The organism is Streptomyces sp. WP-1, assembly GCF_030450125.1.
Lineage (GTDB): Bacteria > Actinomycetota > Actinomycetes > Streptomycetales > Streptomycetaceae > Streptomyces > Streptomyces incarnatus.
This window is the reverse complement of record NZ_CP123923.1, coordinates 5,098,592-5,123,404: the sequence shown is the minus strand read 5'-3', so window position 1 is coordinate 5,123,404 and position 24,813 is coordinate 5,098,592. Positions and strand designations below refer to the sequence as shown.

23 protein-coding genes are annotated in these 24,813 nt (G+C 71.7%); 13 read left to right on the top strand and 10 right to left on the bottom strand.

From position 1 onward, the window contains the following. Positions 1–196 precede the first annotated feature (196 nt). Positions 197–1,147, bottom strand: a complete 951-nt coding sequence (gene iolC / locus QHG49_RS22545; RefSeq protein ID WP_301490972.1) for a 5-dehydro-2-deoxygluconokinase — start codon at positions 1,145–1,147, stop codon at positions 197–199. A gap of 350 nt (positions 1,148–1,497) precedes the next feature. Between iolC and QHG49_RS22540 the strand changes: the two genes are divergently transcribed. Then, complete coding sequence (locus QHG49_RS22540; protein ID WP_037651666.1) at positions 1,498–1,698, top strand: AlpA family transcriptional regulator; 201 nt, start codon at positions 1,498–1,500, stop codon at positions 1,696–1,698. A 35-nt stretch (positions 1,699–1,733) separates the two neighbouring features. On the opposite strand, the gene QHG49_RS22535 is transcribed toward QHG49_RS22540, so the two are convergent. Next, positions 1,734–2,777: a zinc-dependent alcohol dehydrogenase family protein gene (locus QHG49_RS22535; protein ID WP_301490970.1), complete on the bottom strand. Its 1,044-nt coding sequence runs from the start codon at positions 2,775–2,777 to the stop codon at positions 1,734–1,736. Positions 2,778–2,960: 183 nt separating this feature from the next. Here QHG49_RS22535 and QHG49_RS22530 point away from each other — a divergent pair, with 183 nt between their 5' ends. From QHG49_RS22530 to QHG49_RS22520, 3 genes are all read left to right on the top strand, one after another. Then, entirely contained in the window at positions 2,961–3,914 is a 954-nt protein-coding gene (locus QHG49_RS22530; RefSeq protein ID WP_301490969.1) for a PrsW family glutamic-type intramembrane protease, read from the top strand. An 87-nt stretch (positions 3,915–4,001) separates the two neighbouring features. Continuing rightward, the gene (locus tag QHG49_RS22525; protein WP_145485409.1) at positions 4,002–4,241 is read left to right on the top strand and encodes a heavy-metal-associated domain-containing protein; all 240 of its coding nucleotides are present in this window, start codon (positions 4,002–4,004) and stop codon (positions 4,239–4,241) included. Between the two features lie 86 nt (positions 4,242–4,327). Further along, entirely contained in the window at positions 4,328–6,622 is a 2,295-nt protein-coding gene (locus tag QHG49_RS22520; protein ID WP_159701519.1) for a cation-translocating P-type ATPase, read from the top strand. A 511-nt stretch (positions 6,623–7,133) separates the two neighbouring features. Here QHG49_RS22520 and QHG49_RS22515 read toward each other — a convergent pair. Continuing rightward, the gene (locus tag QHG49_RS22515; protein WP_037651658.1) at positions 7,134–8,423 is read right to left on the bottom strand and encodes a citrate synthase; all 1,290 of its coding nucleotides are present in this window, start codon (positions 8,421–8,423) and stop codon (positions 7,134–7,136) included. Between the two features lie 178 nt (positions 8,424–8,601). After that, positions 8,602–10,875 (bottom strand): ATP-dependent RecD-like DNA helicase, encoded by a 2,274-nt coding sequence (locus tag QHG49_RS22510; RefSeq protein ID WP_301490965.1) that lies wholly within the window; start codon positions 10,873–10,875, stop codon positions 8,602–8,604. Positions 10,876–11,000: 125 nt separating this feature from the next. On the opposite strand from QHG49_RS22510, the gene QHG49_RS22505 reads away from it, so the two are divergent. Further along, positions 11,001–11,909, top strand: a complete 909-nt coding sequence (locus tag QHG49_RS22505; protein ID WP_159708185.1) for a hypothetical protein — start codon at positions 11,001–11,003, stop codon at positions 11,907–11,909. Between the two features lie 29 nt (positions 11,910–11,938). Here the strand turns inward: QHG49_RS22505 and QHG49_RS22500 are convergent, their stop codons facing one another. Then, complete coding sequence (locus QHG49_RS22500; protein ID WP_301490963.1) at positions 11,939–12,328, bottom strand: MarR family winged helix-turn-helix transcriptional regulator; 390 nt, start codon at positions 12,326–12,328, stop codon at positions 11,939–11,941. Positions 12,329–12,971: 643 nt separating this feature from the next. Between QHG49_RS22500 and QHG49_RS22495 the strand changes: the two genes are divergently transcribed. The 5 genes from QHG49_RS22495 to rbsD all read left to right on the top strand — a co-directional run bounded on the left by QHG49_RS22495 (position 12,972) and on the right by rbsD (position 18,901). After that, the gene (locus QHG49_RS22495; protein WP_301490961.1) at positions 12,972–14,024 is read left to right on the top strand and encodes a LacI family DNA-binding transcriptional regulator; all 1,053 of its coding nucleotides are present in this window, start codon (positions 12,972–12,974) and stop codon (positions 14,022–14,024) included. Then, complete coding sequence (locus QHG49_RS22490; RefSeq protein ID WP_301490959.1) at positions 14,021–15,556, top strand: sugar ABC transporter ATP-binding protein; 1,536 nt, start codon at positions 14,021–14,023, stop codon at positions 15,554–15,556. Before QHG49_RS22495 ends, QHG49_RS22490 begins: the two co-directional genes overlap by 4 nt. After that, positions 15,546–17,495, top strand: coding sequence for a substrate-binding domain-containing protein (locus QHG49_RS22485; RefSeq protein ID WP_301490958.1), 1,950 nt, complete (start codon positions 15,546–15,548; stop codon positions 17,493–17,495). The genes QHG49_RS22490 and QHG49_RS22485 overlap by 11 nt, the downstream gene beginning before the upstream one ends. A gap of 129 nt (positions 17,496–17,624) precedes the next feature. Continuing rightward, positions 17,625–18,524: a ribokinase gene (locus QHG49_RS22480; RefSeq protein WP_159701534.1), complete on the top strand. Its 900-nt coding sequence runs from the start codon at positions 17,625–17,627 to the stop codon at positions 18,522–18,524. Then, on the top strand, positions 18,521–18,901 hold the full coding sequence (gene rbsD / locus QHG49_RS22475; protein WP_301490957.1) for a D-ribose pyranase: 381 nt from the start codon (positions 18,521–18,523) through the stop codon (positions 18,899–18,901). The genes QHG49_RS22480 and rbsD overlap by 4 nt, the downstream gene beginning before the upstream one ends. 123 nt (positions 18,902–19,024) lie before the next feature. Here the strand turns inward: rbsD and QHG49_RS22470 are convergent, their stop codons facing one another. Continuing rightward, entirely contained in the window at positions 19,025–19,324 is a 300-nt protein-coding gene (locus tag QHG49_RS22470) for a hypothetical protein (RefSeq protein WP_159701540.1), read from the bottom strand. A 128-nt stretch (positions 19,325–19,452) separates the two neighbouring features. On the opposite strand from QHG49_RS22470, the gene QHG49_RS22465 reads away from it, so the two are divergent. The 3 genes from QHG49_RS22465 to QHG49_RS22455 are packed head-to-tail and all read left to right on the top strand — an operon-like array spanning position 19,453 to position 20,678. Continuing rightward, positions 19,453–20,277 (top strand): helix-turn-helix transcriptional regulator, encoded by an 825-nt coding sequence (locus tag QHG49_RS22465; RefSeq protein ID WP_159701543.1) that lies wholly within the window; start codon positions 19,453–19,455, stop codon positions 20,275–20,277. Continuing rightward, positions 20,264–20,488 (top strand): DUF397 domain-containing protein, encoded by a 225-nt coding sequence (locus QHG49_RS22460; RefSeq protein WP_301490948.1) that lies wholly within the window; start codon positions 20,264–20,266, stop codon positions 20,486–20,488. Before QHG49_RS22465 ends, QHG49_RS22460 begins: the two co-directional genes overlap by 14 nt. After that, on the top strand, positions 20,481–20,678 hold the full coding sequence (locus tag QHG49_RS22455) for a DUF397 domain-containing protein (protein WP_301490947.1): 198 nt from the start codon (positions 20,481–20,483) through the stop codon (positions 20,676–20,678). Before QHG49_RS22460 ends, QHG49_RS22455 begins: the two co-directional genes overlap by 8 nt. 45 nt (positions 20,679–20,723) lie before the next feature. Here the strand turns inward: QHG49_RS22455 and QHG49_RS22450 are convergent, their stop codons facing one another. From QHG49_RS22450 to QHG49_RS22435, 4 genes are all read right to left on the bottom strand, one after another. After that, the gene (locus tag QHG49_RS22450) at positions 20,724–21,413 is read right to left on the bottom strand and encodes an SDR family NAD(P)-dependent oxidoreductase (protein WP_301490945.1); all 690 of its coding nucleotides are present in this window, start codon (positions 21,411–21,413) and stop codon (positions 20,724–20,726) included. A 68-nt stretch (positions 21,414–21,481) separates the two neighbouring features. Then, complete coding sequence (locus tag QHG49_RS22445; RefSeq protein ID WP_301492889.1) at positions 21,482–22,279, bottom strand: sugar phosphate isomerase/epimerase; 798 nt, start codon at positions 22,277–22,279, stop codon at positions 21,482–21,484. A 35-nt stretch (positions 22,280–22,314) separates the two neighbouring features. Then, entirely contained in the window at positions 22,315–23,466 is a 1,152-nt protein-coding gene (locus QHG49_RS22440; protein ID WP_301490943.1) for a dihydrodipicolinate synthase family protein, read from the bottom strand. Further along, positions 23,463–24,617, bottom strand: coding sequence for a Gfo/Idh/MocA family protein (locus tag QHG49_RS22435; protein ID WP_167532229.1), 1,155 nt, complete (start codon positions 24,615–24,617; stop codon positions 23,463–23,465). Before QHG49_RS22435 ends, QHG49_RS22440 begins: the two co-directional genes overlap by 4 nt. Between the last annotated feature and the right edge of the window lie 196 nt (positions 24,618–24,813).

Here is a 24,813-nt window from a genome sequence, read left to right as displayed (position 1 = left end):
CCGCCATGGCCCGCGCCCCCGGGGCCGCCCTCGCCACGACCCACGCGGCCGGCGCGGCCCTCGGCCCGGGCCGCGCCCTCGATACAGCCCGCGCCCTCCGAACGGCCCGCGCCATCAGTCCCGTTCGCGCCCCCGCTCCCGTTCGCACCTCCGCTCCCGGCCGGGGGGCCGCTTTGATCCCGGGCGCCGCCCCCGCTCACCGCACGGCTCCGGCGGTGAGTGCGGCGGACACCTCGTCGGGGGTGGGCATCGCGGAGGAGCACTCCAGGCGGGAGGCGACGATGGCGCCGGCCGCGTTGGCGCCCCGCAGGGTGGTCTCCAGGTCCCAGCCGGCCAGCAGCCCGTGGCACAGGGAGCCGCCGAACGCGTCCCCGGCGCCGAGGCCGTTGAGGACGGTGACGGGGAGCGGGGACACCTCCACCACCGCCCCGTCCGCGTCGGCGGCGAGGACGCCCTCGGGCCCCTGTTTCACCACCGCGAGCCGGACCCCCGCGTCCAGCAACGCCCGTGCGGCGGCGTGCGGTTCGCGTGTGCCGGTGGCGATCTCCACCTCGTCCAGATTGCCGACGGCGACGGTGGCGTGGCGCAGGGCCTCGGCGTAGTGGGGGCGGGCCGCCTCGGGGTCGCGCCAGAACATCGGCCGCCAGTCGAGGTCGAAGACGGTGACGCCGGACGGGTCCCGGTGGGCGACGGCGGCGAGGGTGGCCGTGCGGCTGGGCTCCTCGCTGAGTCCGGTGCCGGTCACCCAGAAGACGCGGGCGGCGGCGATGGCGTCGAGGTTCAGCTCGCCCTCCTCGATCTCCAGGTCGGGGGCCTTGGGCTGCCGGTAGAAGTACAGCGGGAAGTCGTCCGGCGGGAAGATCTCGCAGAAGGTGACCGGCGTGGGCAGTCCGGGCACGGAGGTGACCCAGCGGTCGTCGACGCCGAGGGCGCGCAGCGCGTCGTGCAGATAGGTGCCGAAGGGGTCGTCGCCGGTACGGGTGATCACGGCGGTGGTCCGCCCCATCCGCGCCGCCGCCACCGCGACGTTGGCCGCCGAGCCGCCGAGGAACTTGCCGAAGGACGTCACCTGCGCGAGCGGGACCCCGGCCTGGAGCGGATACAGGTCCACCCCGATCCGGCCCATGGTGATCAGGTCGTACGCCATCGACTCCCCTTCGTCCCGGCTCTCCCGGCTTTCTAGTCCTGCCCACGGAACACTGTCAATGCTTTGTCCGGACATACGGACGATGAAGGCCCCGTGCTCGTTCCCGGGCCCGGGGCCGGCCATGCGCGCGCCCGCGCCCCACTTTGCGTCAGCTGTGTCACAAATACCCCTCTTCTGTCACACATGTTGCGCATACGCGGGCGCTGCGTCACACCCGGTCGACAGGGGCTGACCGTTGGTGACGGTGCGTCGTTGTCCGGGCGCAGGCTTGATGATCGCCAGCGCAGCGCCCGGTTCCCCCGACGGCCGTCCCCGGCCGTCGCCGCGGTGCGCGCGGGGAGGTGCAGCTCATGACCGACCGCCGGCTCTGGTCCTACAAGGAGATCGCGGCGCACATCAAGGTGCAGCCGGACACCGTGCGGTCGTACCGCAAGCACGGGCTGCTGCCCCCGCCGGACCATGTGGAGGGCGGCAAGCCCTACTGGTACGCCGACACCGTCCGCGCCTGGGTCGCCTCCCGGCCGAGCAGCCGCGGCCGTCGCCCCGACTGAGGGCGCCGCGGCAAGTCCCCCCGCCTACGACGGAGTTACGACCACGGCTCGATGACCGTCACCCCGGCCCCCGGCGCCCGGCCCATCCGGGCGAGGGCCGCCGGGGCCGCGTCGAGCGGGATCGAGGAGGTCACCAGGAGGTCCGGGCGCAGCACGCCGGAGCGGACCAGTTCCAGCATGCCGGGGTAGGCGTGGGCGGCCATGCCATGGCTGCCCAGGAGTTCCAGTTCCCGCGCGATGACGCGGGCCATCGGTACCGGGGTGGTGCCGTCGGCCGAGGGCAGCAGTCCGACCTGGACATGCCGGCCGCGGCGGCGCAGGGAGCCGACGGAGGCGGCGCAGGTGGCGGGCGAGCCGAGGGCGTCCAGGGAGAGGTGGGCGCCGCCGCCGGTCAACTCCCGTACCGCGGCGGCCGTGTCGGGCACCGTGCCGGCGTCCAGGCAGTGCGCCGCGCCGAACCTCCGCGCCAGCTCCAGCGCCCCGGGCGCGATGTCGACGGCGACCACCCGCGCCCCGGCCGCCGCCGCGATCATCACCGCGGACAGGCCGACCCCGCCGCAGCCGTGCACCGCGACCCACTGGCCGGCCGCGGCCCGCCCCTGCTCCACCACGGCGCGGAAGGCGGTGGCGAAGCGGCAGCCGAGGCCCGCGGCGGTGCCGGGCGCCATGCCGTCCGGGATCGCCACCAGGTTGACGTCGGCGTGGTCGAGGGCGACGTACTCGGCGAAGGAGCCCCAGTGGCTGAAGCCGGGCTGGGTCTGCCGCTCGCACACCTGCTGATCGCCCGCCGCGCAGGCCGGACAGGTGCCGCAGGCGCAGACGAACGGCACGGTGACCCGGTCGCCGGGCCGCCATCCGGTCACCCGGGCGCCCACCGCCTCGAGAACACCGGCCAGTTCGTGCCCCGGCACATGCGGCAGCACGATGTCCGTGTCGTGGCCCATCCAGCCGTGCCAGTCGCTGCGGCACAGCCCGGTCGCCTCGACCCGCACCACGACCCCGTGCTCCGCGGGCGCCGGGTCGGGCACCTCCCGCACCTCGGCGGGCCTCCCGAACTCCTCGAACACCACCGCTCTCATGCGGCTCACCCTGTCACGCCACCGCGCGCCGCCGCCCTCCGGCCATCACGCGTACGGCGCAGGTGAACGGCGACGGACCGGCACATCTGCCTAAGGTGCGGAGGAATCACCCACGACCCCTCACGCCTCCTGCGCGCACCACCCGTTGACCCGCCCTTGCCCCCGCCCGACGGGACGACCCACGTGAGCCACCCCCCGCCGCCCGGCACACCCAAGGCCCGCATCCCCCATCCGCAGCAGCCCCCGCCCCCGTACCCCCGTATCGGCGCGGGCCTGTGGCGGCGCTGCCTGACCGGCGGGCTCGCGGTGTGGGTGCCGGCCGCGGGACTCGCGCTCGCGCTGCGGAGCACGGCGGCGCTCGTGGTGCCGGTCCTGCTGGGCGCGTTCCTGGCGCCGGTGGCCCTCGTGCTGTGGGCGTACGAACGACACGGCCGCGACCTCGGCGTCAGCGCGGTGCTCGGCTGCTTCCTGGCGGGCGGCGCGCTCGGGGTGCTCGGCGCCTCCCTCGCGGTCTCGTCCGTGCCGCACCCCTCCCTGGGCGGGTATCTGTCCGTCGCGCTGGCCGAGGAGGCGGCCAAGCTGGCGGCGCTGGTGTTCGCGCTGCGCCGGCTGCCCGCCGTCCACGGCATGCGGGCCGGGCTGGTGCTGGGCGCTGCCGTGGGCGCCGGCTTCGCGGCCCTGGAGAGCACCGGGCACGCCCTCGACGCGGCCCTGTGGGCCCCGGACCCCTGGGGGCAGCTGGAGACGGAGCTGGTGCGCGGGCTGCTCGCGCCCCTCGGACAGGGCGTCTGGACCGCGGTCGCGGGCGGGGTGCTGCTGGCGCTGCGCCGCCCCGACGGCCGCTTCCGGTACGCCCCGCCGGTGGTCGCCGCCTGGATGGGCGCCGCCCTGCTGCACACGCTGGCGGACACGGCGCGCGGCCTCGCGCCCTGGCTGGTCGTACGGCTCACCGGACGGGGCGTGGAGAGCGGGCTGTTCGCGCCGGGGTACCCGCCGCAGCCGAGCGCCGCCCAGCAGCATCTGCTGACCCTCGTCTCCGCCCTCGGCCCGGCCCTCGTCGCACTGGCCGGACTCTCCTGGGCGCTGTCACTCGCCCGACGCAATCCTCCGTATCCTCCTTGGAAAAATACCCCCTAGGGGTATACTCTGGCGAGGGTGGGGAAACCATCGGGAACAGCACCGGTGAACACCACCGGCCCCACGTGCCACGACGAGGAGAACGACATGAGCGCCCAGACCGACACCCCGGCCTCCGTCACCACCGTCTACCGGGTGACCGGCATGAGCTGCGGGCACTGCGAGGGATCCGTCTCCGGCGAGATCTCCCAGCTCCCCGGCGTGACCTCGGTGAAGGCCGTCGCGTCGAGCGGCGAGGTGACCGTCGTCTCCGCGGCCCCGCTGGACGACGAGGCCGTCCGCGCCGCCGTGGACGAGGCCGGCTTCGAGCTGGCCGGCAAGGCCTGAGCACCGCCCTTCCACAGCCCCGACCGGCCGTGCCGACCAGCTGATACTGGCTCCGCGCGGTCCGGTCCGATGTCTGGAGTCCGGACATGACCAGCACCATCGCAGAGCAAGCGGACACCGCCATAACCCCCGGCGCGGCATCCCCCGGCACGGCACCCTCGGGTGCGGCGTCCGAGGTCGAACTGCTCATCGGCGGGATGACCTGCGCCTCCTGCGCGGCGCGCGTGGAGAAGAAGCTCAACCGGATGGACGGCGTCAGCGCCACCGTCAACTTCGCCACCGAGAAGGCGAAGGTCAGCTACGGCGCGGGCGTCGAGGTCGCCGACCTGATCGCCACCGTCGTCAAGACCGGGTACACCGCCGAGGAACCCGCCCCGCCGCGGCCCGAACCCGAGGCCGCGGCCCCGGATTCCGCCGGGCAGGACCCCGAACTCGGCGCGCTGCGCCACCGGCTGCTCGTCTCCGCGCTGCTCGCGCTGCCCGTCGTACTGCTCGCGATGGTCCCGGCCCTCCAGTTCGACAACTGGCAGTGGCTCTCGCTCACCCTCGCCGCGCCCGTCGTCGTCTGGGGCGGCGCGCCCTTCCACCGCGCCGCCTGGACCAACGCCCGGCACGGCGCGGCCACCATGGACACCCTGGTCTCGGTCGGCACGCTGGCCGCGTTCGGCTGGTCGCTGTGGGCCCTGTTCCTCGGCCGCGCCGGGATGACCGGCATGCACGACGAGTTCCGCCTCACCGTCTCCCGCACGGACGGCGCCGCCACCATCTACCTGGAGGTCGCCTCCGGCGTCATCGCCCTGATCCTGCTCGGCCGCTATCTGGAGGCCCGCTCCAAGCGGCGCGCCGGTGCGGCCCTGAAGGCGCTGCTGGAGCTGGGCGCGAAGGACGTGGCGGTGTTGCGGGACGGCCGTGAAGTGCGGGTGCCGGTCTCCGCGCTGGCGGTCGGCGACCGGTTCGTCGTACGGCCCGGCGAGAAGGTCGCCACCGACGGCACCGTGGTCGAGGGCCTCTCCGCGGTCGACGCGTCCATGCTGACCGGCGAGTCGGTGCCGGTGGACGTCGGCCCCGGCGACCGGGTCACCGGCGCCACGGTCAACGCGGGCGGCCGGCTCGTCGTCGAGGCCACCCGGGTCGGCGCCGACACCCAGCTGGCGCGGATGGCCCGGCTGGTGGAGGACGCGCAGAACGGCAAGGCCGAGGTGCAGCGGCTCGCCGACCGGGTCTCCGCGGTGTTCGTGCCCGTGGTCATCCTGATCGCGCTCGCCACCTTCGGCACCTGGCTCGGCGTCACCGGGGACGCGGTCGCCGCGTTCACCGCCGCCGTCGCCGTGCTGATCATCGCCTGCCCCTGCGCGCTGGGCCTCGCCACGCCGACCGCGCTGATGGTCGGCACCGGGCGCGGCGCCCAGCTCGGCATCCTGATCAAGGGCCCCGAGGTCCTGGAGTCCACCCGGCGCGTCGACACCGTCGTCCTGGACAAGACCGGCACCGTCACCACCGGCCGGATGACCCTCCAGACGGTGTACGCCGCCGAGGGCGAGGACGAGAAGGAGCTGCTGCGCCTCGCGGGCGCCCTGGAGCACGCCTCCGAGCACCCGGTCGCCCGCGCCATCGCGGCCGGCGCCGAGGAACGCGCCGGGGCGCTCCCGTCCGTCGAGCACTTCGAGAACGTCCCCGGGCGGGGCGTGCGCGGGCGCGTGGACGGCCGCGAGGTGGCCGTGGGGCGCCTGTACGACGACGTTCCCGGGGACGTGGCCCGGGCGGCCGCCGAGGCGGAGCGGGAGGGCCGTACGGCCGTCCTGGCGGGCTGGGACGGCCGGGCCCGCGGGGTCCTCGCGGTGGCCGACGCGATCAAGGACACCAGCGCCGAGGCGATCCGCGGGCTGCGCGCCCTCGGGCTGACGCCGGTGCTGCTCACCGGGGACAACCGGACGGTCGCCGAGTCGGTCGCCAGGGCCGTCGGCATCGACGCGGCCCATGTGCACGCCGAGGTGCTGCCCGAGGACAAGGTGGACGTCGTACGGCGCCTCCAGGCCGAGGGCCGGGCGGTGGCCATGGTCGGCGACGGGGTCAACGACGCGGCGGCCCTCGCCACCGCCGATCTGGGCCTCGCGATGGGCACCGGCACGGACGCGGCGATCGAGGCGGGCGATCTGACGCTGGTCCGCGGTGATCTGCGGACGGCCGCCGACGCGATCCGGCTGTCCCGGCGGACGCTGGCCACGATCAAGGGCAACCTCGTCTGGGCGTTCGGCTACAACGTGGCGGCGCTGCCGCTGGCCGCCGCCGGGCTGCTGAACCCCATGATCGCGGGCGCCGCGATGGCCTTCTCCTCGGTCTTCGTGGTGACCAACAGCCTGCGGCTGCGCCGGTTCCGGTGAGATTCCACTCCAAGTCGAAACCGGAATCCCCCTAGAGACGGGCGCGAGCCTCACATAAGCTCTTCACAAGGCTCGCGCATCTTCCTTACGCGCAGGCCCCGATCGACAGATCGGGGCTCTTGCGCAGCAAAGGGACATATGCAAGAGACGCAGATCACAGTGATGTGAACGTAACCATCGAAGGGGTTCGAAGGTCTAAGTTGGCGATGTCGGATCGGCGTCTTGGGGGGCGCTGTTCCGACGTCTGGGGATGTCTTGGGGGACGTCCCCGGAGATGCGTTGCCGGGGCACGTACACCGGGAAGCTTTGAGCGGCCCTCCCGGCGTGCTTGTCCCGGCAGACCGCAATCAGACAGCGATTCAGGCGCTGTCCTCTCCGAGCGCCCGGCCCGGATCCCGTGGGGGGAATCCGCACCGGGACATGGGAAGGCGCCCTGGTCGTCGGCCCGTGGGGGGACCGGCGACTCAGGGCGCCTTCTTCTTTGCCTGTCTCCCAGGCGGTGCCGTCAGGCTCAGCGGGCCTCGACCGGCACGAAGTCGCGCTCGACGACGCCCGTGTAGATCTGGCGCGGGCGGCCGATGCGGGAGCCGGGCTCCTTGATCATCTCGGTCCACTGGGCGATCCAGCCCGGGAGGCGGCCGAGGGAGAACAGCACGGTGAACATCTCGGCCGGGAAGCCCATGGCCCGGTAGATCAGGCCGGTGTAGAAGTCCACGTTCGGGTAGAGGCTGCGCGAGACGAAGTAGTCGTCGGAGAGCGCGTGCTCCTCCAGCTTGAGCGCGATGTCCAGCAGCTCGTCGGACTTGCCGAGGGCCGAGAGGACGTCGTGCGCGGCGGCCTTGATGATCTTGGCGCGCGGGTCGAAGTTCTTGTAGACCCGGTGGCCGAAGCCCATCAGGCGGACGCCGTCCTCCTTGTTCTTCACCTTGCGGATGAAGGTGTCGACGTCGGAGCCCGAGTCGCGGATGCCTTCCAGCATCTCCAGGACGGACTGGTTGGCGCCGCCGTGCAGCGGGCCCCAGAGCGCGTTGATGCCGGCCGAGATCGACGCGAACATGTTGGCCTGCGAGGAGCCGACGAGGCGGACCGTGGAGGTCGAACAGTTCTGCTCGTGGTCGGCGTGCAGGATCAGCAGCTTGTCCAGCGCGGAGACGACGACCGGGTCCAGCTCGTACTCGTCGGCGGGGACCGAGAAGGTCATGCGCAGGAAGTTCTCGACGTAGCCGAGGTCGTTGCGCGGGTAGACGAACGGGTGGCCGATCGACTTCTTGTACGCGTACGCCGCGATCGTCGGAAGCTTGGCGAGCAGCCGGATCGTGGAGAGGTTGCGCTGCTTCTCGTCGAACGGGTTGTGGCTGTCCTGGTAGAAGGTGGACAGCGCCGAGACGACCGAGGACAGCATGGCCATCGGGTGGGCGTCGCGCGGGAAGCCCTTGTAGAAGTTCTTGACGTCCTCGTGCAGCAGCGTGTGCCGCGTGATCTCGCCCTTGAACGTCGTCAGCTCGTCGACGGTGGGCAGCTCACCGTTGATCAGCAGGTAGGCCACCTCCAGGAAGGTGGAGCGCTCGGCCAGCTGCTCGATGGGGTAGCCGCGGTAGCGGAGGATGCCCGCCTCGCCGTCGAGGTAGGTGACCGCGGATTTATAGGCGGCGGTGTTGCCGTACCCGCTGTCGAGGGTCACCAGCCCGGTCTGGGCGCGCAGCTTCCCGATGTCGAAGCCCTTGTCGCCGACGGTGCTGTCGACCACCGGGTAGGTGTACTCGCCGTCGCCGTACCGCAGTACTACAGAGTTGTCGCTCACGTCTTCCCTCACCGACGTAGTGCCTCATCTTCGAGGTGCCCTGACTGTCTCTACCATCCCCCATTTGGCTCAGGAGAGTGCACTCGGGGTCGACCATTGGGCCTATTGACGGCACTCAGTGCCGCCAACCTGCTCATCCTGCCCCCTCGGCGGGGCATCTGGAAGTGCTCTGTGACCTTCACGACTCATTTGATCGATCATTTTTCCCGGCGAGCCTGAAGTCGAGGGCCGTACACCGCCGTCCGGCGGACACCGTGCGCACGGCCTGGCCGATCGCCCGGCGCGAACCGACCAGGACGACCAGCTTCTTGGCCCGCGTCACGGCCGTGTAGAGCAGGTTCCGCTGCAGCATCATCCATGCTCCCGTGGTGACGGGAATCACCACGGCGGGATATTCACTTCCCTGTGAACGGTGGATGGTCACCGCGTACGCGTGTGCGAGTTCGTCCAGTTCGTCGTATTCATACGGAACCTCCTCGTCCTCGTCCGTCAGCACCGTGAGTCGCTGGTCGACGGGATCGAGGGCGGTGACGACGCCCACGGTGCCGTTGAAGACCCCGTTCTTCCCCTTCTCGTAATTGTTGCGAATCTGGGTCACCTTGTCGCCGACCCGGAAGACCCGGCCGCCGAACCGCTTCTCCGGCACGTCGGGGCGGGCGGGGGTGATGGCCTGCTGGAGCAGTCCGTTGAGCACCCCGGCGCCGGCCGGGCCCCGGTGCATGGGCGCGAGCACCTGGACGTCGCGCCGCGGGTCGAGCCCGAACCGGGCGGGGACGCGCCGCGCCGCGACGTCCACGGTGAGCCGGCCGGTCTCCTCCGTGTCGTCCTCCACGAAGAGGAAGAAGTCCTTGAGGCCGTCGGTGAGGGGGTGCTGACCGGCGTTGATCCGGTGCGCGTTGGTGACGACGCCGGACTGCTGGGCCTGCCGGAAGACGCGGGTGAGGCGGACGGCGGGGACGGGGCTGCCGGGCGCGAGGAGGTCGCGCAGGACCTCGCCGGCGCCGACGCTGGGCAGCTGGTCGACGTCCCCGACGAAGAGCAGATGCGCTCCGGGCGGTACGGCCTTCACCAGCTTGTTGGCGAGGAGGAGGTCCAGCATGGACGCCTCGTCCACGACGACCAGGTCGGCGTCGAGGGGCCGTTCCCGGTCGTACGCCGCGTCTCCCCCGGGCTTCAGCTCCAGCAGCCGGTGCACGGTGGAGGCGTCGGCCCCGGTCAGCTCGGCCAGCCGTTTGGCGGCGCGGCCGGTCGGGGCGGCGAGCACCACCTTGGCGCGGCGGGCGCGGGCCAGCTCCACGACGGAGCGGACGGTGAAGGACTTGCCGCAGCCGGGGCCGCCGGTGAGCACGGCGACCTTCCGTGTGAGCGCGAGCCGGACGGCGGCCTCCTGCTCGGGGGCGAGGTCGGTGCCGGTGCGCCGGTGGAGCCAGCCGAGGGCCTTGGCCCAGTCGACGTCCTGGAAGCCGGGCATCCGGTCCTCGTCGGTGCGCAGCAGGCGCAGGAGCTGGGCGGAGAGGGAGATCTCGGCGCGGTGGAAGGGGACGAGGTAGACGGCGGTGACGGGCTCGCCTCCGTCGGGCCCGGGCACCTTCTCCCGTACGACGCCCGGCTCTTCGCCCTCCTCGCCCTCCTGGGACAGTTCCCCGAGGCACTCGATGACGAGGCCGGTGTCGACCTGGAGGAGTTTGACGGCGTCGGCGATGAGGCGTTCCTCGGGCAGATAGCAGTTGCCCTGGTCGGCGGACTGGGAGAGGGCGTACTGGAGGCCGGCCTTGACGCGTTCGGGGCTGTCGTGGGGGATGCCGACGGACCGGGCGATCTTGTCGGCGGTGAGAAACCCGATGCCCCAGACGTCGGCGGCGAGCCGGTACGGGTTCTTCCTGACGACCTCGATCGACTGGTCCCCGTACTTCTTGTAGATCCGCACGGCGATGGAGGTGGACACCTCGACGGTCTGGAGGAAGAGCATGACCTCCTTGATCGCCTTCTGCTCCTCCCAGGCCGCGGCGATCTTCTTGGTCCGCTTGGGCCCGAGCCCCGGCACCTCGATCAGCCGCTCGGGCTCCTCCTCGATGACGCGGAGGGTGTCGACGCCGAAGTGCCGGGTGATCCGGTCGGCGAAGACCGGCCCGATCCCTTTGACGAGCCCGGAACCGAGGTAGCGCCGCATGCCCTGGACGGTCGCCGGGAGCACGGTGCTGTAGTTCTCGACCTGGAACTGCCGCCCGTGCTGGGGATGACTTCCCCACCGCCCCTCCATCCGCAGGGACTCCCCGACCTGCGCCCCGAGCAGCGCCCCGACGACGGTGAGCAGTTCCCCGCCGCCCCTCCCGGTGTCCACCCGGGCAACGGTGTACCCGTTCTCCTCATTGGCGTACGTGATCCTCTCCAGCACCCCTTCGAGCACAGCCGTCCGCCGCTCACCGGTGTGCGTCCCCGCGTCTTGCGCCATGGGACGACGGTAGCGGCGGGGTGTGACAGGGGTGGCGGGGGCGGTCGGGAGTCATATTCCTCAGGCATATGCAACCTCTTGCGGTCCGGCTCGTTGGTCACGTCGTACGACAGGAGGGAGTGTCGATGGTCGGCTCGTCGCACGAGGCGCTGCACCGGATCTTTCAGAAGGATCCCGCGGTGTTGACGAAGGCGTTGCAGCGGGTGCTGCACGTGCCGTTTCCCGAGCCGCGGGAGATCGTGGCCATGAACGTGGACCTCACCGAGATCGAACCGGTCGAGCGGCGAGTGGACACGCTGATGCGGGCGGAGACGGACGAGGGCACGTATCTGCTGGTGGTGGAGTCGCAGGGGAAAGTGGACGACCGGAAACGGGGCAGTTGGCCCTACTACCTCGCCTACCTGTACGAGAAATACCGCTGCGAACCGGTGCTGATCGTGGTCACGCAGAGCAGTACGACCGCCAAGTGGGCCTCGCGGCCGATCCGGTTCGGCTTCCGGGGCTGGCACTCGATGACGGTGCGTCCGCTGGTGCTGGGGCCGGACAACGTGCCGGTGATCACCGACGAGCACTGGGGCGAGCAGGACCCGTCCCTCTCGGTGTTCTCGGCGATGACACACGGACGCGGACCCCAGGCTCCGGCCATACTGGAATCCCTGGCAGCCATTCTGAAGACCGTCGATCCGGATACCGCGTCGGTCTACGCGCAGTTTGTCGACTCCTGCTTGACCGACTCCCAAGCGAAGCAGATTTGGAGGGACTTGATGAAGACCGTCCAGTACTTCTGGCGTCATCCGCTGGCTGAACAGGTGCGTGAGGAGGGGCGCGAGGAGGGACGCGAGGAGGGGCGCGAGGAGGGGCGCATCGAAACCAGCCGGGCGATGCTTCTTCGCCTCCTCGAATGGCGCCACGTACCCGTCTCCACCACCGTCCGCGCACGCATCGAAAACTGCACCGACCTCGGCCAGCTGGAGGCATGGGCCGAGCGGGCCGTACGCGCGGCGGACGCCGACGAGTTGTTCACCGACGAGTGAAGCGGCGCCCGAGGATGAGGTCCTCGGGCTCAGGCTCCCCGTCGCGCGGCGGCCCGGGTGAGGCGGGATTCCAGGGCCTCCAGGACGTGGAGGACGTCGGCCTGTTCGGCTGGGGAGAGGTTGCCCGAAGTGGCGTCCTCCAGTTGGTGCCAGAGGGATTCGACCTGCTCGCGCAGCGCATGGCTCGCCGTGGTGGCCTCGATCAGGTAGGCGCGTTTGTCGTCGGCGCAGGGGTAGCGCCGTAACAAGCCGGTCTGTTCCAGGCGGCGGACCGTGCGAGCCGTCGTCGCCGCGTCCGGGTCGAGCAGGCGGACGAGGTCGGCCTGCCGCTGCGGCCCGTCCCCGAGTCGGCGGAGATCTCCTTCGAGACCGCCGCCGCGCTGGTGACCCTGGGCGAGACCGCCTACCGCACGCTGCACCGGCTGGACCCCCGGGCGGGCGAGACCCTGCTGATCCAGGGCGCGGGCGGCAGCGTCGGCATCCTCGCCGTCCAGCTCGCGACTGCCCGGGGCATCACCGTGGTCGCCACCGCCGGGGAGCACGACATCGAAGGCCTCACCGGACTCGGCGCCACCGCCGTGCCGTACGGGGAGGACCGGGCGGAGCCGGTGTGGGCCGGGTCCTCGACCGCTCCGGCGCGGGCGTCCTGGCCGACTCGGTCGCGCTCACCGGGGACGCCGCGCGGGTGCTCACCATCGCCGACATGTCCGCCGCGCGGCGTGCGCTTCAGCACCGGCGGCCCGGCCGAACGGGCTCCTGGAGTCCCTGCCCGACCTGGTCGCGCCGGCCGCCGCGGGCGGCCTCGTCCTCCCGCTCGGCGGCACCTACCCGCCGGCGGAAGCCGCCCGCGCCCACGCCGGCATCGAGGCCCGCCGCGCCCGGGGCAAGGTCCTCCTCCTGCCCTGACCCGAAGGCCGATGGCCGCACTTTCCCGCCAGGTCACGATTCCGTTTCGGCCACCCTCCACCCCCTTGCCACCCCTCATGTAATCGATTCCAATCGTTTCTCGTCTCGATGTAATCGATTCCAAGCGTCACGAGTTCACAAGGAGGTGGGCCGGAGGTGGCGAGCATCAAGGACGTCGCCGCCGCGGCGGGCGTGTCCGTCGCGACGGTTTCGCGGGTGCTGAACGCGCATCCGTCCGTCAGCGCGGATGCCCGGGCCCGGGTGCTGGCCGCCGTCGAGTCGCTCGGGTACCGCCCGAACGCCGTGGCGCGTTCGCTGCGCACCGATCAGACCCACACCCTCGGCCTCGTCATCAGCGACGTGCTGAACCCCTACTTCACCGAGCTGGCCCGCTCCGTGGAGGAGGAGGCCCGGTCGCTCGGGTACAGCGTCATCATCGGGAACGCCGACGAGCGGCCCGACCTCCAGGACCACCACGTACGGAACCTGCTGGACCGGCGGATCGACGGGCTCCTCGTCTCCCCCACCGACGGCGGCTCCCCGCTGATGCTGGACGCCGTCCGCACCGGTACCCCCATGGTGTTCGTGGACCGCTGGATCCCCGGCGTCGACGTCCCCGTCGTACGCGCCGACGGACGGGCCGCCGTACAGGACCTCGTCGCGCACCTGTACGCCCTCGGGCACCGGCGGGTCGCGATCATCGCGGGGCCCGCGGCGACCACCACCGGCAGCGAGCGCGTCGAGGCGTTCCGCGCCGCGCTGGCCGCCTACGGGCTCCCCCTGCCCGACGTCCACATCGGCCAGGGCGACTTCCAGGCCGCCAGCGGGCGCCGGGTCACCGAGGGGTTCCTCGATCTCCCCGAGCCGCCGGACGCCGTCTTCGCGGCGGACAACCTGATGGCGCTCGGCGCCCTGGACGCCGTCCGGGCGCGCGGGCTGCGGGTGCCGGACGACATCGCGCTCGCCGCGTTCGACGACATCCCGTGGTTCGTGCACACCGATCCCCCGGTCACCGCGATCGCCCAGCCCACCGGCGAGCTGGGCCGGGCCGCCGTACGCGCCCTGGTCGACCGGATCGAGGGGCGGCCCGCCGCGTCCGTCACCCTCGCCGCCCGGCTGGTCGTGCGCCGCTCCTGCGGTGAGACACCGGACAAGGCCCGCATCATCCCCACCCCGCCCCTCCCCCCAGTGCAAAGGAGCACGACGTGAGCGACCCGGACGAGTTGCTGCGCATCGAGGGCATACGCAAGACCTTTCCCGGCGTGGTCGCGCTCGACGGTGTCGACTTCGACCTGCGCCGGGGCGAGGTGCATGTGCTGCTCGGTGAGAACGGCGCCGGCAAGAGCACGCTCATCAAGATGCTCTCCGGTGCCTATACGCCCGACGCCGGGCGGATCCTCGTCGGCGGTCAGGAGACCCGCATCCATGGTGCGCAGGACTCCGAGCGGCTCGGGATCGCCACCATCTACCAGGAGTTCAACCTCGTTCCGGACCTGACCGTCGCCGAGAACATCTTCCTCGGCCGGCAGCCGCGCCGCCTCGGGATGATCGACCGCAAGCGGATGGAGGCCGAGGCCGCGAAGCTGCTGGAGCGGGTCGGCGTACGGGTCTCGCCCCGGGCCCGGGTGCGTGAACTGGGCATCGCCCGGCTCCAGATGGTGGAGATCGCCAAGGCGCTGAGCCTGGACGCGCGCGTGCTCATCATGGACGAGCCGACCGCCGTGCTGACCTCGGAGGAGGTCGACAAGCTCTTCGCCATCGTGCGGCAGCTGCGGGCGGACGGCGTGGGGATCGTGTTCATCACGCACCACCTCGACGAGATCGCCGCCCTGGGCGACCGCGTCACCGTCATCCGGGACGGCAGGAGCGTGGGCCAGGTGCCCGCCGCCACCCCCGAGGACGAGCTGGTACGGCTCATGGTCGGGCGCTCGATCGAGCAGCAGTACCCGCGCCAACGCCCCGACAGGGGCGCCGCGTTGCTCAGTGTCGAGGGGCTGACCCGCGACGGCGTCTTCCACGATGTGAGCTTCGAGGTGCACGCCGGTGAGGTCGTCGGCATCGCCGGGCTGGTGGGCGCCGGGCGGACCGAGGTCGTCCGGGCCGTGTTCGGCGCGGACCCGTACGACGACGGGGCCGTGAAGGTCGGCGGCACCGCGCTGCGGCGCTTTGACGTGAACGCCGCGATGGCGGCCGGGATCGGGCTCGTGCCCGAGGACCGCAAGGGGCAGGGCCTGGTGCTGGACGCCTCGGTCGAGGAGAACCTGGGCCTGGTGACCATGCGGGCCGCGACCCGCGCCGGGCTGGTCGACCGCAAGGCGCAGCACGTGGCGGCCGAGCGGATCGCCGGTCAGCTGGGCGTGCGGATGGCCGGGCTCGGCCAGCATGTGCGCACGCTGTCCGGCGGCAACCAGCAGAAGGTCGTCATCGGCAAGTGGCTGCTGGCCGACACCAAGGTGCTGATCCTCGACGAGCCGACGCGCGGCATCGACGTCGGCGCCAAGGTCGAGATCTACCAGCTGATCAACGAGCTGACGGCCGCCGGTGCCGCCGTACTGATGATCTCCAGCGATCTGCCCGAGGTGCTCGGCATGAGCGACCGGGTGCTGGTGATGGCCCAGGGCCGCATCGCCGGTGAACTCTCGGCCGACGAGGCCACCCAGGACGCCGTGATGGCGCTCGCCGTATCCACCCCCACGCACCAGAACACCGATTCCGCGAAGGAGGCCACCCGTGGCCACTGACACGCTCAAGAGCACGACGGGAGCGAGTGGCGCCCCGGGCGGCCTGCGCCGGCTGCTGCTCGACAACGGCGCGCTGACCGCGCTGATCGTCCTGGTCATCGCCCTGTCGGCGCTGTCCGGTGACTTCCTGACGACGGACAACCTGCTCAACATCGGTGTCCAGGCGGCCGTCACGGCGATCCTGGCCTTCGGTGTCACCTTCGTGATCGTGGCGGCGGGCATCGACCTGTCGGTCGGCTCGGTGGCCGCGCTGTCGGCGACGGTGCTGGCGTGGAGCGCCACCCAGCACGGGGTGCCGGTCGCGCTGGCCGTCGTGCTCGCGGTCGCCACGGGTGTCGCGGCCGGTCTGGTGAACGGTTTCCTCATCGCCTACGGCAAGCTGCCGCCGTTCATCGCGACGCTCGCGATGCTGTCGGTGGGGCGCGGTCTGTCGCTGGTGATCTCCGGTGGTGTGCCGATCCCGTTCCCGGACTCGGTCTCGCACCTCGGTGACACGCTCGGCGACTGGCTGCCGGTGCCGGTCCTGGTCATGATCGTGATGGGGCTGCTCGCCGCGTTCGTGCTCGGCCGCACCTACATCGGCCGTTCCATGTACGCGATCGGCGGCAACGAGGAGGCCGCGCGCCTGTCGGGCCTGCGGGTCAAGAAGCAGAAGCTGGCGATCTACGCCCTGTCCGGTGTGTTCGCGGCGGTGGCGGGCATCGTGCTGGCCTCCCGGCTGTCCTCCGCGCAGCCGCAGGCCGCCGACGGCTACGAGCTGGACGCGATCGCGGCGGTCGTCATCGGCGGTGCCTCGCTCGCGGGCGGCACCGGCAAGGCGTCCGGCACCCTGGTCGGCGCGCTGATCCTCGCGGTGCTGCGCAACGGCCTGAACCTGCTGAACGTCTCCGCGTTCTGGCAGCAGGTCGTGATCGGTGTCGTCATCGCGCTGGCGGTGCTGCTCGACACGGTGCGCCGCAAGGCGGGCGCCACCCCGGTGACCAGCGGTGGCGGCGGCAACAAGGGCAAGCAGGCGGCGACGTACGGGCTCGCGGCCGTGGTGACGGTGGCGGTGGTCGGCGCGACCTCCTTCCTGCACAACGGCTCCTCGGCCTCGGCGAACCCGAAGGTGGGGCTGTCGCTGTCGACCCTCAACAACCCGTTCTTCGTGGGCGTCCGCTCCGGCGCGCAGGCCGAGGCGAAGAAGCTGGGCGTGGACCTGACGGTCACCGACGCGCAGAACGACGCCTCCCAGCAGGCCAACCAGCTCCAGAACTTCACCAGTTCGAGCCTTGACGCGATCATCGTCAACCCCGTGGACTCGGACGCGGCGAGCAACTCGGTCAAGGCCGCCGACAAGGCGAAGATCCCGGTGATCGCGGTCGACCGCGGGGTCAACAAGGCCACTGTGGACGCCCTGGTGGCCTCGGACAACATCGCCGGCGGCGAGCAGGCGGCCAAGACGATCGCCGAGAAGCTGGGCGGCAAGGGCAGGATCGTGATCCTCCAGGGTCAGGCGGGCACCTCGGCGGCGCGTGAGCGTGCGCAGGGCTTCGCCGACGGACTGAAGGCGTACCCGGGCATCAAGGTGGTCGCCCAGCAGCCCGCCGACTTCGACCGCACCAAGGGCCTCGACGTGATGTCGAACCTGCTCCAGGCCCACCCGGACGTGCAGGGCGTCATCGCCGCCAACGACGAGATGGCCCTCGGCGCGATCAAGGCGCTGGGTTCCAAGGCCGGTACGTCGGTACCGGTGGTCGGCTTCGACGGCACCCCGGACGGCCTGAACGCGGTCAAGGCGGGCACGCTGTACGCCTCCGTCGCGCAGCAGCCGACCCAGCTCGGCCGGATCGCCGTGGACAACGCGCTCAAGGCGTCCCGGGGCAAGAAGGTGGAGCAGACGGTGAAGGTGCCGGTGAAGGTGGTCACGAAGGACAACGTGGCCGGTTTCAGCGGCTGACGAAGCGGCCGGGGAAGACTCGGGCGGGCGGGCGTGCACCATGGGTCACCATGGGGGCGGCCGTCCGCCCCGGCTCGTTCCCCGGGTTCTCGGACGCATCGGATTCAAAGGGTTCATGGGAGTCAACTGATGTACGACTACGACCTGTTGGTCGTGGGTTCGGCCAACGCCGACCTGGTGATCGGGGTCGAGCGGCGGCCGGCCGCCGGTGAGACGGTGCTCGGCGGGGATCTGTCCACGCATCCGGGCGGCAAGGGCGCCAACCAGGCGGTCGCCGCGGCCCGGCTGGGCGCCCGTACGGCCCTGCTGGCGCGGGTCGGCGAGGACGGCCACGGCCGGCTGCTGCTCGACTCCCTGCGCTCGGCCGGGGTCGACCCGTCGGGCGTGCTCGAAGGCGGGGCGCCGACCGGGGTCGCGCTGATCACCGTCGACCCGTCCGGGGACAACAGCATCGTGGTGTCGCCCGGCGCCAACGCCCGTCTCACCCCGGCGGACGTTCGGGAGTCCGCCGCGCTGCTCGGGGCGGCGCGCGTGGTCTCGGCCCAGCTGGAGATCCCGCTGGAGACGGTGGCGGAGGTCGTACGGAACCTGCCGTCCGGCACCCGTTTCGTGCTCAACCCCTCCCCGCCGCGCCCGCTGCCCGCCGAGGTGCTGGCGGCCTGTGACCCGCTGATCGTCAACGAGCACGAGGCGCGGGTGATCCTGGGCGAGGACGCCGGGGCGGACCCGGAGGACTGGGCGCGCGGGCTGCTGGCGCTGGGCCCGCGCTCGGTCGTGGTCACGCTCGGCGCCGAGGGCGCGCTGGTGTACGACGGCTCGGGCGCGGCCCGGGTGGCGTCGGTGAAGGTCGACGCGGTGGACACCACGGGCGCGGGCGACGCCTTCACGGCCGCCCTCGCCTGGAGGCTGGGCGCGGGCGCGAGCCTGGCGGAGGCGGCGGGCTACGCGGCCCGGGTCGGCGCGGCGGCCGTGACGAAGGCGGGGGCGCAGGAGTCGTACCCGACGGCCGGGGAGGTCGAGCAGCTGTGAAGAAGTCGGGCATCCTGAACCGCCATCTGGCGGGCGCACTGGCCGAGTTGGGGCACGGGGACGAGGTGCTGGTCTGCGACGCGGGTATGCCGATCCCCAGTGGCCCGCGCGTGGTGGACCTGGCCTTCCGGGCCGGGGTGCCGTCCTTCGCGGAGGTCTTCGCCGGTCTGGTGGACGAACTGGTGCTGGAGGGGGCCACGGTGGCGGAGGAGCTGCGCGGCGACCATCTCGACCTGGTGGAGCGGCAGTTCGCCAATCTGGCCTTCGTCCCGCACGAGCGGCTCAAGAGGCTCTCGGCTTCGGCGCGGCTGATCGTGCGCACCGGTGAGGCGAGCCCGTACGCCAACGTGCTGCTGCGGTGCGGGGTGTTCTTCTAGGGCACGGGTCCGGGCCGAGCCCGCCGGGGGCCTGCGGCGGGCCCCCGGGTCACGGTGGCGACGGCGGGCCACGGCGGCTCGACCGCGGTCGTTCGGCGGCGGGGCGACCCCGTGATCATCCGCTCAAGTCTCCACGATCGGCCGCTCGGCCGTCGCCCCGGCCAGCCGCGCGCCCCTGCTCTCCGCGATGCGCTTGATCTCCCGCAGGGACTCGATCAGGCGCCGGACCAGGTAGTGCAGTTCCTCCTTGGTCAGCCCCTCGCCCGAGAGGAGTTCGGCGGTGTGGTCCAGCAGGCTGCCCGCCATGCCGAGCTGTACGCCCTCGACCTGGTCGGCGACCCGGGAGACATACCCGTCGCCGTCCCCGATGAGGTAGCAGGGCTTGTCCTCGGAGCCGGTCCAGGGAAGCAGGCGTTCGTTCATACCTAGATCTCCATTCGTGTGCGGTGACTGCGGTGTGTGGCGAACCGGTCACAGCGTGGCGCGGCGATGGCTAGGCTTTCTAGAGGTGGGGGGTTGACACAGCCCACGTCAGCAGAGGAGTTGGCCGGATGGACGTTGCCCGCAGGCCAAGGACACCACGCGAGAAATACGGGGAGGAGCTGAGGCTGCGGCGAATCGCGGCCGGACGCACCCAGGATCAGCTGAGCGAACTCATCGTGTGCTCGCCCACATTGATCAGTCACTACGAGTCGGGCAGGCGGCTGCCCAAGCCGGACGACGCACGGCGGATCGACCAGGCGCTCGGGACGGACGGGTTCTTCGAGCGGTGGCTGGAGGACCTGGAGTCGAAATACAACGACTACTTCGCGGTCGCGGCCGAGCTTGAGCAAGAGGCGACGCTGATCCAGCAGTTCGGGCTCACTCTGATTCCCGGTGTTCTCCAGACCGAGGAATACGCAAGCGCGCTGTACCGAGCCTATTGGGCCAACTACAGGACCGAGGATCTAGAAGACTTCCTCGTCAACCGAACAAAGCGCCGCCGCATGTTCGAGGGCCCTCGCCAGCCGGTGGTCTGGACACTGCTCGACGAGTCGGCTCTGCGGCACCGCATCGGCGGCCCCGAGGCCATGGCCGGACAGCTGCACAAGATCGCCGGCATGGCCGAGGCGGGACGGTTACGGCTCCATGTACTTCCGCACCGGGGCGGAGCCCACGCCCTCTTGCAAGGCGACCTCACGCTCATGAGCTTCGAGGACTCCGCCCCGGTGGCCTATGTCGAAGGCTTCAGCACCGGCAACTTGATGGATGATCCATCGCTAGTGAAGGCATGTCAGACCGCCTACGCTCTGGCTCTGAGCGACGCGTTGTCGCAACAGGAATCACTTGCCCTCGTCAGAGCGGCAGCGGAGGAACACGCACATGCTGAGCAATGAACACACCGTCTCCGACGCCTCCACCCTCACCGGGTGGTTCAAGTCCAGCTACAGCGGCGGTACCAACGACAACTGTGTGGAGATCGCCTCCGGCCACCCCACCGTCCCCGTCCGCGACAGCAAGGACCGCTCCGGCCCGGCCGTGCTCTTCTCCGTGAACGGCTGGACATCCTTCGTCGGCGCGCTCAAGAACGGAAACCTCGATGGCTGACATCTCCGACGCGTCCACCCTCACCGGGTGGTTCAAGTCCAGCTACAGCAGCGGCAACCAGGACGAGTGCGTGGAGATCGCCTCCGGTCACCTCACCGTCCCCGTCCGCGACAGCAAGAACAGCAGTGGCCCGGCGCTGGTCTTCTCCGTGGGCAGCTGGGCGGCGTTCGTCGGGGCCGTCAAGGGCTGAGCGCACGTGCCGGGCGGATCGGGTGGTCCGCCCGGCACGGTGGGGCTACCAGGACAAAGGACCCGACGCGTCGAAGTAGCCGCCGGTCGGGCCGTCCGGGCCCACCTGGGCCATCCGGACGATGATCTCGGCGCCCTGCTCGACGGTCTGCATGCCCGCGTGCTGGTTCAGGTCCGTCGCGGTGTAGCCGGGCTCCACGGAGTTGATCCGCATCCGCGGGAACGCCTTGGCGAACTGCACGGTGAGCATGTTGACCGTGGTCTTGGAGGCCGGGTAGGCGGCCCCCGGGTAGCCCTTTCCGGCCTGGGCCAGCGAGGCCAGGCTGCTGCTGACGTTGACCACGACCGGGGCGGCGGAGCGCTCCAGCAGCGGCAGGAACGCGTGGGTCACCCGGACCACGCCGAAGACGTTGGTCTCGAACACCTCCCGCATCACGTCGGCGGTCAGGTCCGCCGCGCCGATGATCTCGCCCTCCGGTGACCGCACCTCGATCCCGGCGTTGTTGACCAGGACGTCCAGGCCGCCCTCGGCCTCGATGGTGGCCGCCGCCGCGGCGACCGACGCGTCGTCGGTGACATCGAGCTGCACGAACCGGGCGCCGAGCCCGGCCGCGGCCGCCCTGCCCCGCTCGATGTCACGCGCGCCCACGTAGACGGTGTGACCCGCGGCGATCAGCCGGCGGGCGGTCTCATGACCGAGGCCCTTGTTGGCCCCGGTGATCAAAGTTGTCGTCATGAGGGACAGCCTCTCTCCGGGACGGCACGATCGACCAATGGTTTACGGCGTGTCCGAGCCACGTCCCCTCAGACGGCGTGTTCCAGGAAGCGCGCCACTGTCTCCCGCAGCACCTCCCGGCCGTCCCGCGCCCACAACTCCTCGTTGAACAGCTCGACTTCGATCGGACCGGTGTAGCCCGCCGCCTCCACACGGCCCCGCCACTCCCGCATGTCGATCGCGCCGTCCCCGATCTGACCCCGGCCGTCGAGGACGCCCGCGGGCAACGGTGTCGTCCAGTCGGCGAGCTGGAAGATGTGGATACGATCCCCCGCGCCCGCGCGAGCGATCTGCGCCGGAGCCTGGTCGTCCCACCAGACGTGGTACGTGTCCACGGCCACCCCGACCTGGTGCGCGGGGAAGCGTTCGGCGAGGTCCAGGGCCTGGGTCAGGGTCGACACTACGCAGCGGTCGGCGGCGAACATCGGGTGCAGGGGCTCGATGGCGAGGCGCACGCCCCGGGATCCTGCGTAGGGGGCCAGTTCGGTGAGGGCGTCGGCGACGCGTTCGCGGGCCGCGCCCAGGTCCTTGCCGCCCGCCGGGAGGCCGCCGGAGACCAGGACCAGCGTGTCGGTGCCGAGCGCCGCCGCCTCGTCCACGGCGCGCCGGTTGTCGGCCAGGGCGGCGGCCCGCTCCCCGGGGTCGGCGGCGGTGAGGAACCCGCCCCGGCACAGCGTGGTCACCTCCAGCCCCGCCGACCGGACCAGCGCGGCCGCCTCCGGGACGCCGTACGCCTGGACCGGCTCGCGCCACAGGCCCACCTTGCCGATGCCGAACTCCGCGCAGGCGGCGACCAGTTCGGGCAGAGACAGCTGTTTCACCGTCATCTGGTTGACGGAGAAGCGGTCGAGAACGCCACCGGTCACTGCTGGACTCCGTACAGGGAGAGGAGGGTCTTCATGCGGTCCTCGGCGAGGCCGGGATCCGGGAACAGGCCGAGTCCGTCGGCGAGTTCGTAGGCGCGGGCCAGGTGCGGGAGCGAGCGGGCCGACTGGAGGCCGCCCACCATCGTGAAGTGCGTCTGGTGGCCGGCCAGCCAGGCGAGGAGGACGACACCGGTCTTGTAGAAGCGGGTGGGGGGCTGGAACAGGTGGCGGGCCAACTCCACTGTGGGGGCGAGGAGTTCGCGGAAGCCGGACACGTCCCCGGTGTCGAGGTGCCGTACCGCCTGGGCCGCCGGCGCTGCGAGCGGGTCGAAGACGCCGAGCAGGGCATGGCTGAAGCCCCGCTCGTCGCCCGCGATCAGCTCGGGGTAGTGGAAGTCGTCGCCGGTGTAGCAGCGCACCCCGCGCGGCAGCCGGCGGCGCAGCTCGACCTCCCGGCGCGCGTCCAGGAGGGAGACCTTGATGCCGTCGACCTTGTCCGGGTGGGCGGCGATCACGTCGAGGAACACCTCGGTGGCGGCGTCCAGGTCGGCCGAACCCCAGTAGCCGTCGAGCGCCGGGTCGAACATCGGGCCGAGCCAGTGCAGGACGACCGGTCCGGCGGACTGGCGGAGCAGGTGGCCGTAGATCTCCTGGTAGTCCTCGGGCCCGGTGGCCGTCGCGGCCAGGGCGCGCGAGGCCATCAGGATCGGCTGGGCGCCCGACCCCTCGACCACGGCGAGCTGTTCCTCGTACGCGGCGCGGATGTCGCCGAGGGTGCCGCCGGTGATCTGGTCGGTGCCGACCCCGCAGGCGATGCGCCCGCCGACCGCGCGCGCCTCGGCCGCGCTGCGCCGGATCAGCTCGGCGGCCCCCGCCCAGTCCAGGCCCATCCCGCGCTGCGCGGTGTCCATCGCCTCGGCGACCCCGAGGCCGTGCGCCCACAGATGGCGGCGGAAGGCGAGGGTCGCGTCCCAGTCGACGGCGGCGGGCGAGTCGGGCGAGACGTCCGCGTACGGGTCGGCGACGACATGGGCCGCGGAGAAGACCGTACGGGAGGTGAAGGCCGTACCGGAGGTGGGCCGGAAGGGCTCGGGGCGCGGCTCGTACGTCCGCGAGGCGCCGTCAGGAGAGGGGAGCCGGATGGTCACAGCGTGATCTCCGGTACCGCGACGCGGCGGCCCTCCGCCGCCGACCTCAGCCCCAGCTCGGCGAGCTGGACGCCCCGGGCCCCGGCCAGCAGGTCCCAGCGGTACGGCGCGTCGGCGTACACATGCCGCAGGAACAGCTCCCACTGCGCCTTGAAGCCGTTGTCGAACTCCCCGTTGTCCGGGACCTCCTGCCACTGCTCGCGGAACTTCTCGGTGGCGGGGAGGTCCGGGTTCCAGACCGGCTTGGGGGTCGTAGCGCGGTGCTGGACCCGGCAGTCGCGCAGGCCCGCCACCGCCGAGCCCTCGGTGCCGTCGACCTGGAACTCGACCAGTTCGTCGCGGTTGACGCGCACCGCCCAGGAGGAGTTGATCTGCGCGATCGCGCCGCCGGCCAGCTCGAAGAGGCCGTACGCGGCGTCGTCGGCCGTCGCGTCGTACGGCTCGCCGCGCTCGTCCCAGCGCCTCGGGATGTGGGTGGCGGTCAGGGCCTGGACGGAGGTGACGCGGCCGAACAGTTCGTGCAGCACGTACTCCCAGTGCGGGAACATGTCGACGACGATGCCGCCGCCGTCCTCGGCGCGGTAGTTCCAGGAGGGGCGCTGGGCGTCCTGCCGGTCGCCCTCGAAGACCCAGTAGCCGAACTCGCCGCGCACGGACAGGATCCGGCCGAAGAAGCCGCCGTCGACGAGCCGCTTCAGCTTCAGCAGGCCCGGCAGGAACAGCTTGTCCTGGACGACGCCGTGCCGGACGCCCTTCTCCCGTGCCAGGCGGGCGAGTTCGAGGGCGCCGTCGAGGCCGGTGGCGGTGGGCTTCTCGGTGTAGATGTGCTTGCCCGCGGCGATCGCCCTCCTGATCGCCCCCTCACGGGCGGCGGTGACCTGCGCGTCGAAGTAGATGTCGACGGACGGGTCGGCGAGCACGGCGTCGAGATCGGTGGAGACGTGCTCCAGGCCGTGCCGTTCGGCGATCTCCCTGAGCGCGTGCTCGCGGCGGCCGAGCAGGATCGGCTCCGGCCACAGCACGGTGCCGTCGCCGAGGCCGAGGCCGCCCTGCTCGCGCAGGGCGAGGATCGAGCGCAGCAGGTGCTGGCGGTGGCCCATGCGCCCGGTCACGCCGTTCATGGCGATGCGCGCCGTCCTCTTCCGTGTCACGTCGGTCCCCTCCGCGGGCCCTCTGCGGGTCCTCTTCCGTGGCGCCGCGCGCCGTGTGGGCACTGCGACAATCGTCATAGCAAGCGCTTTCTACAGGGGAGGAAGCTAGCCTCAGGACGGCGGTCGGCACAAGACCTGTCCGGGTCCCGGGCCCCGTCCGACCGGGAGGCGGCCCGGCGGGACGCGGGAACCGAAG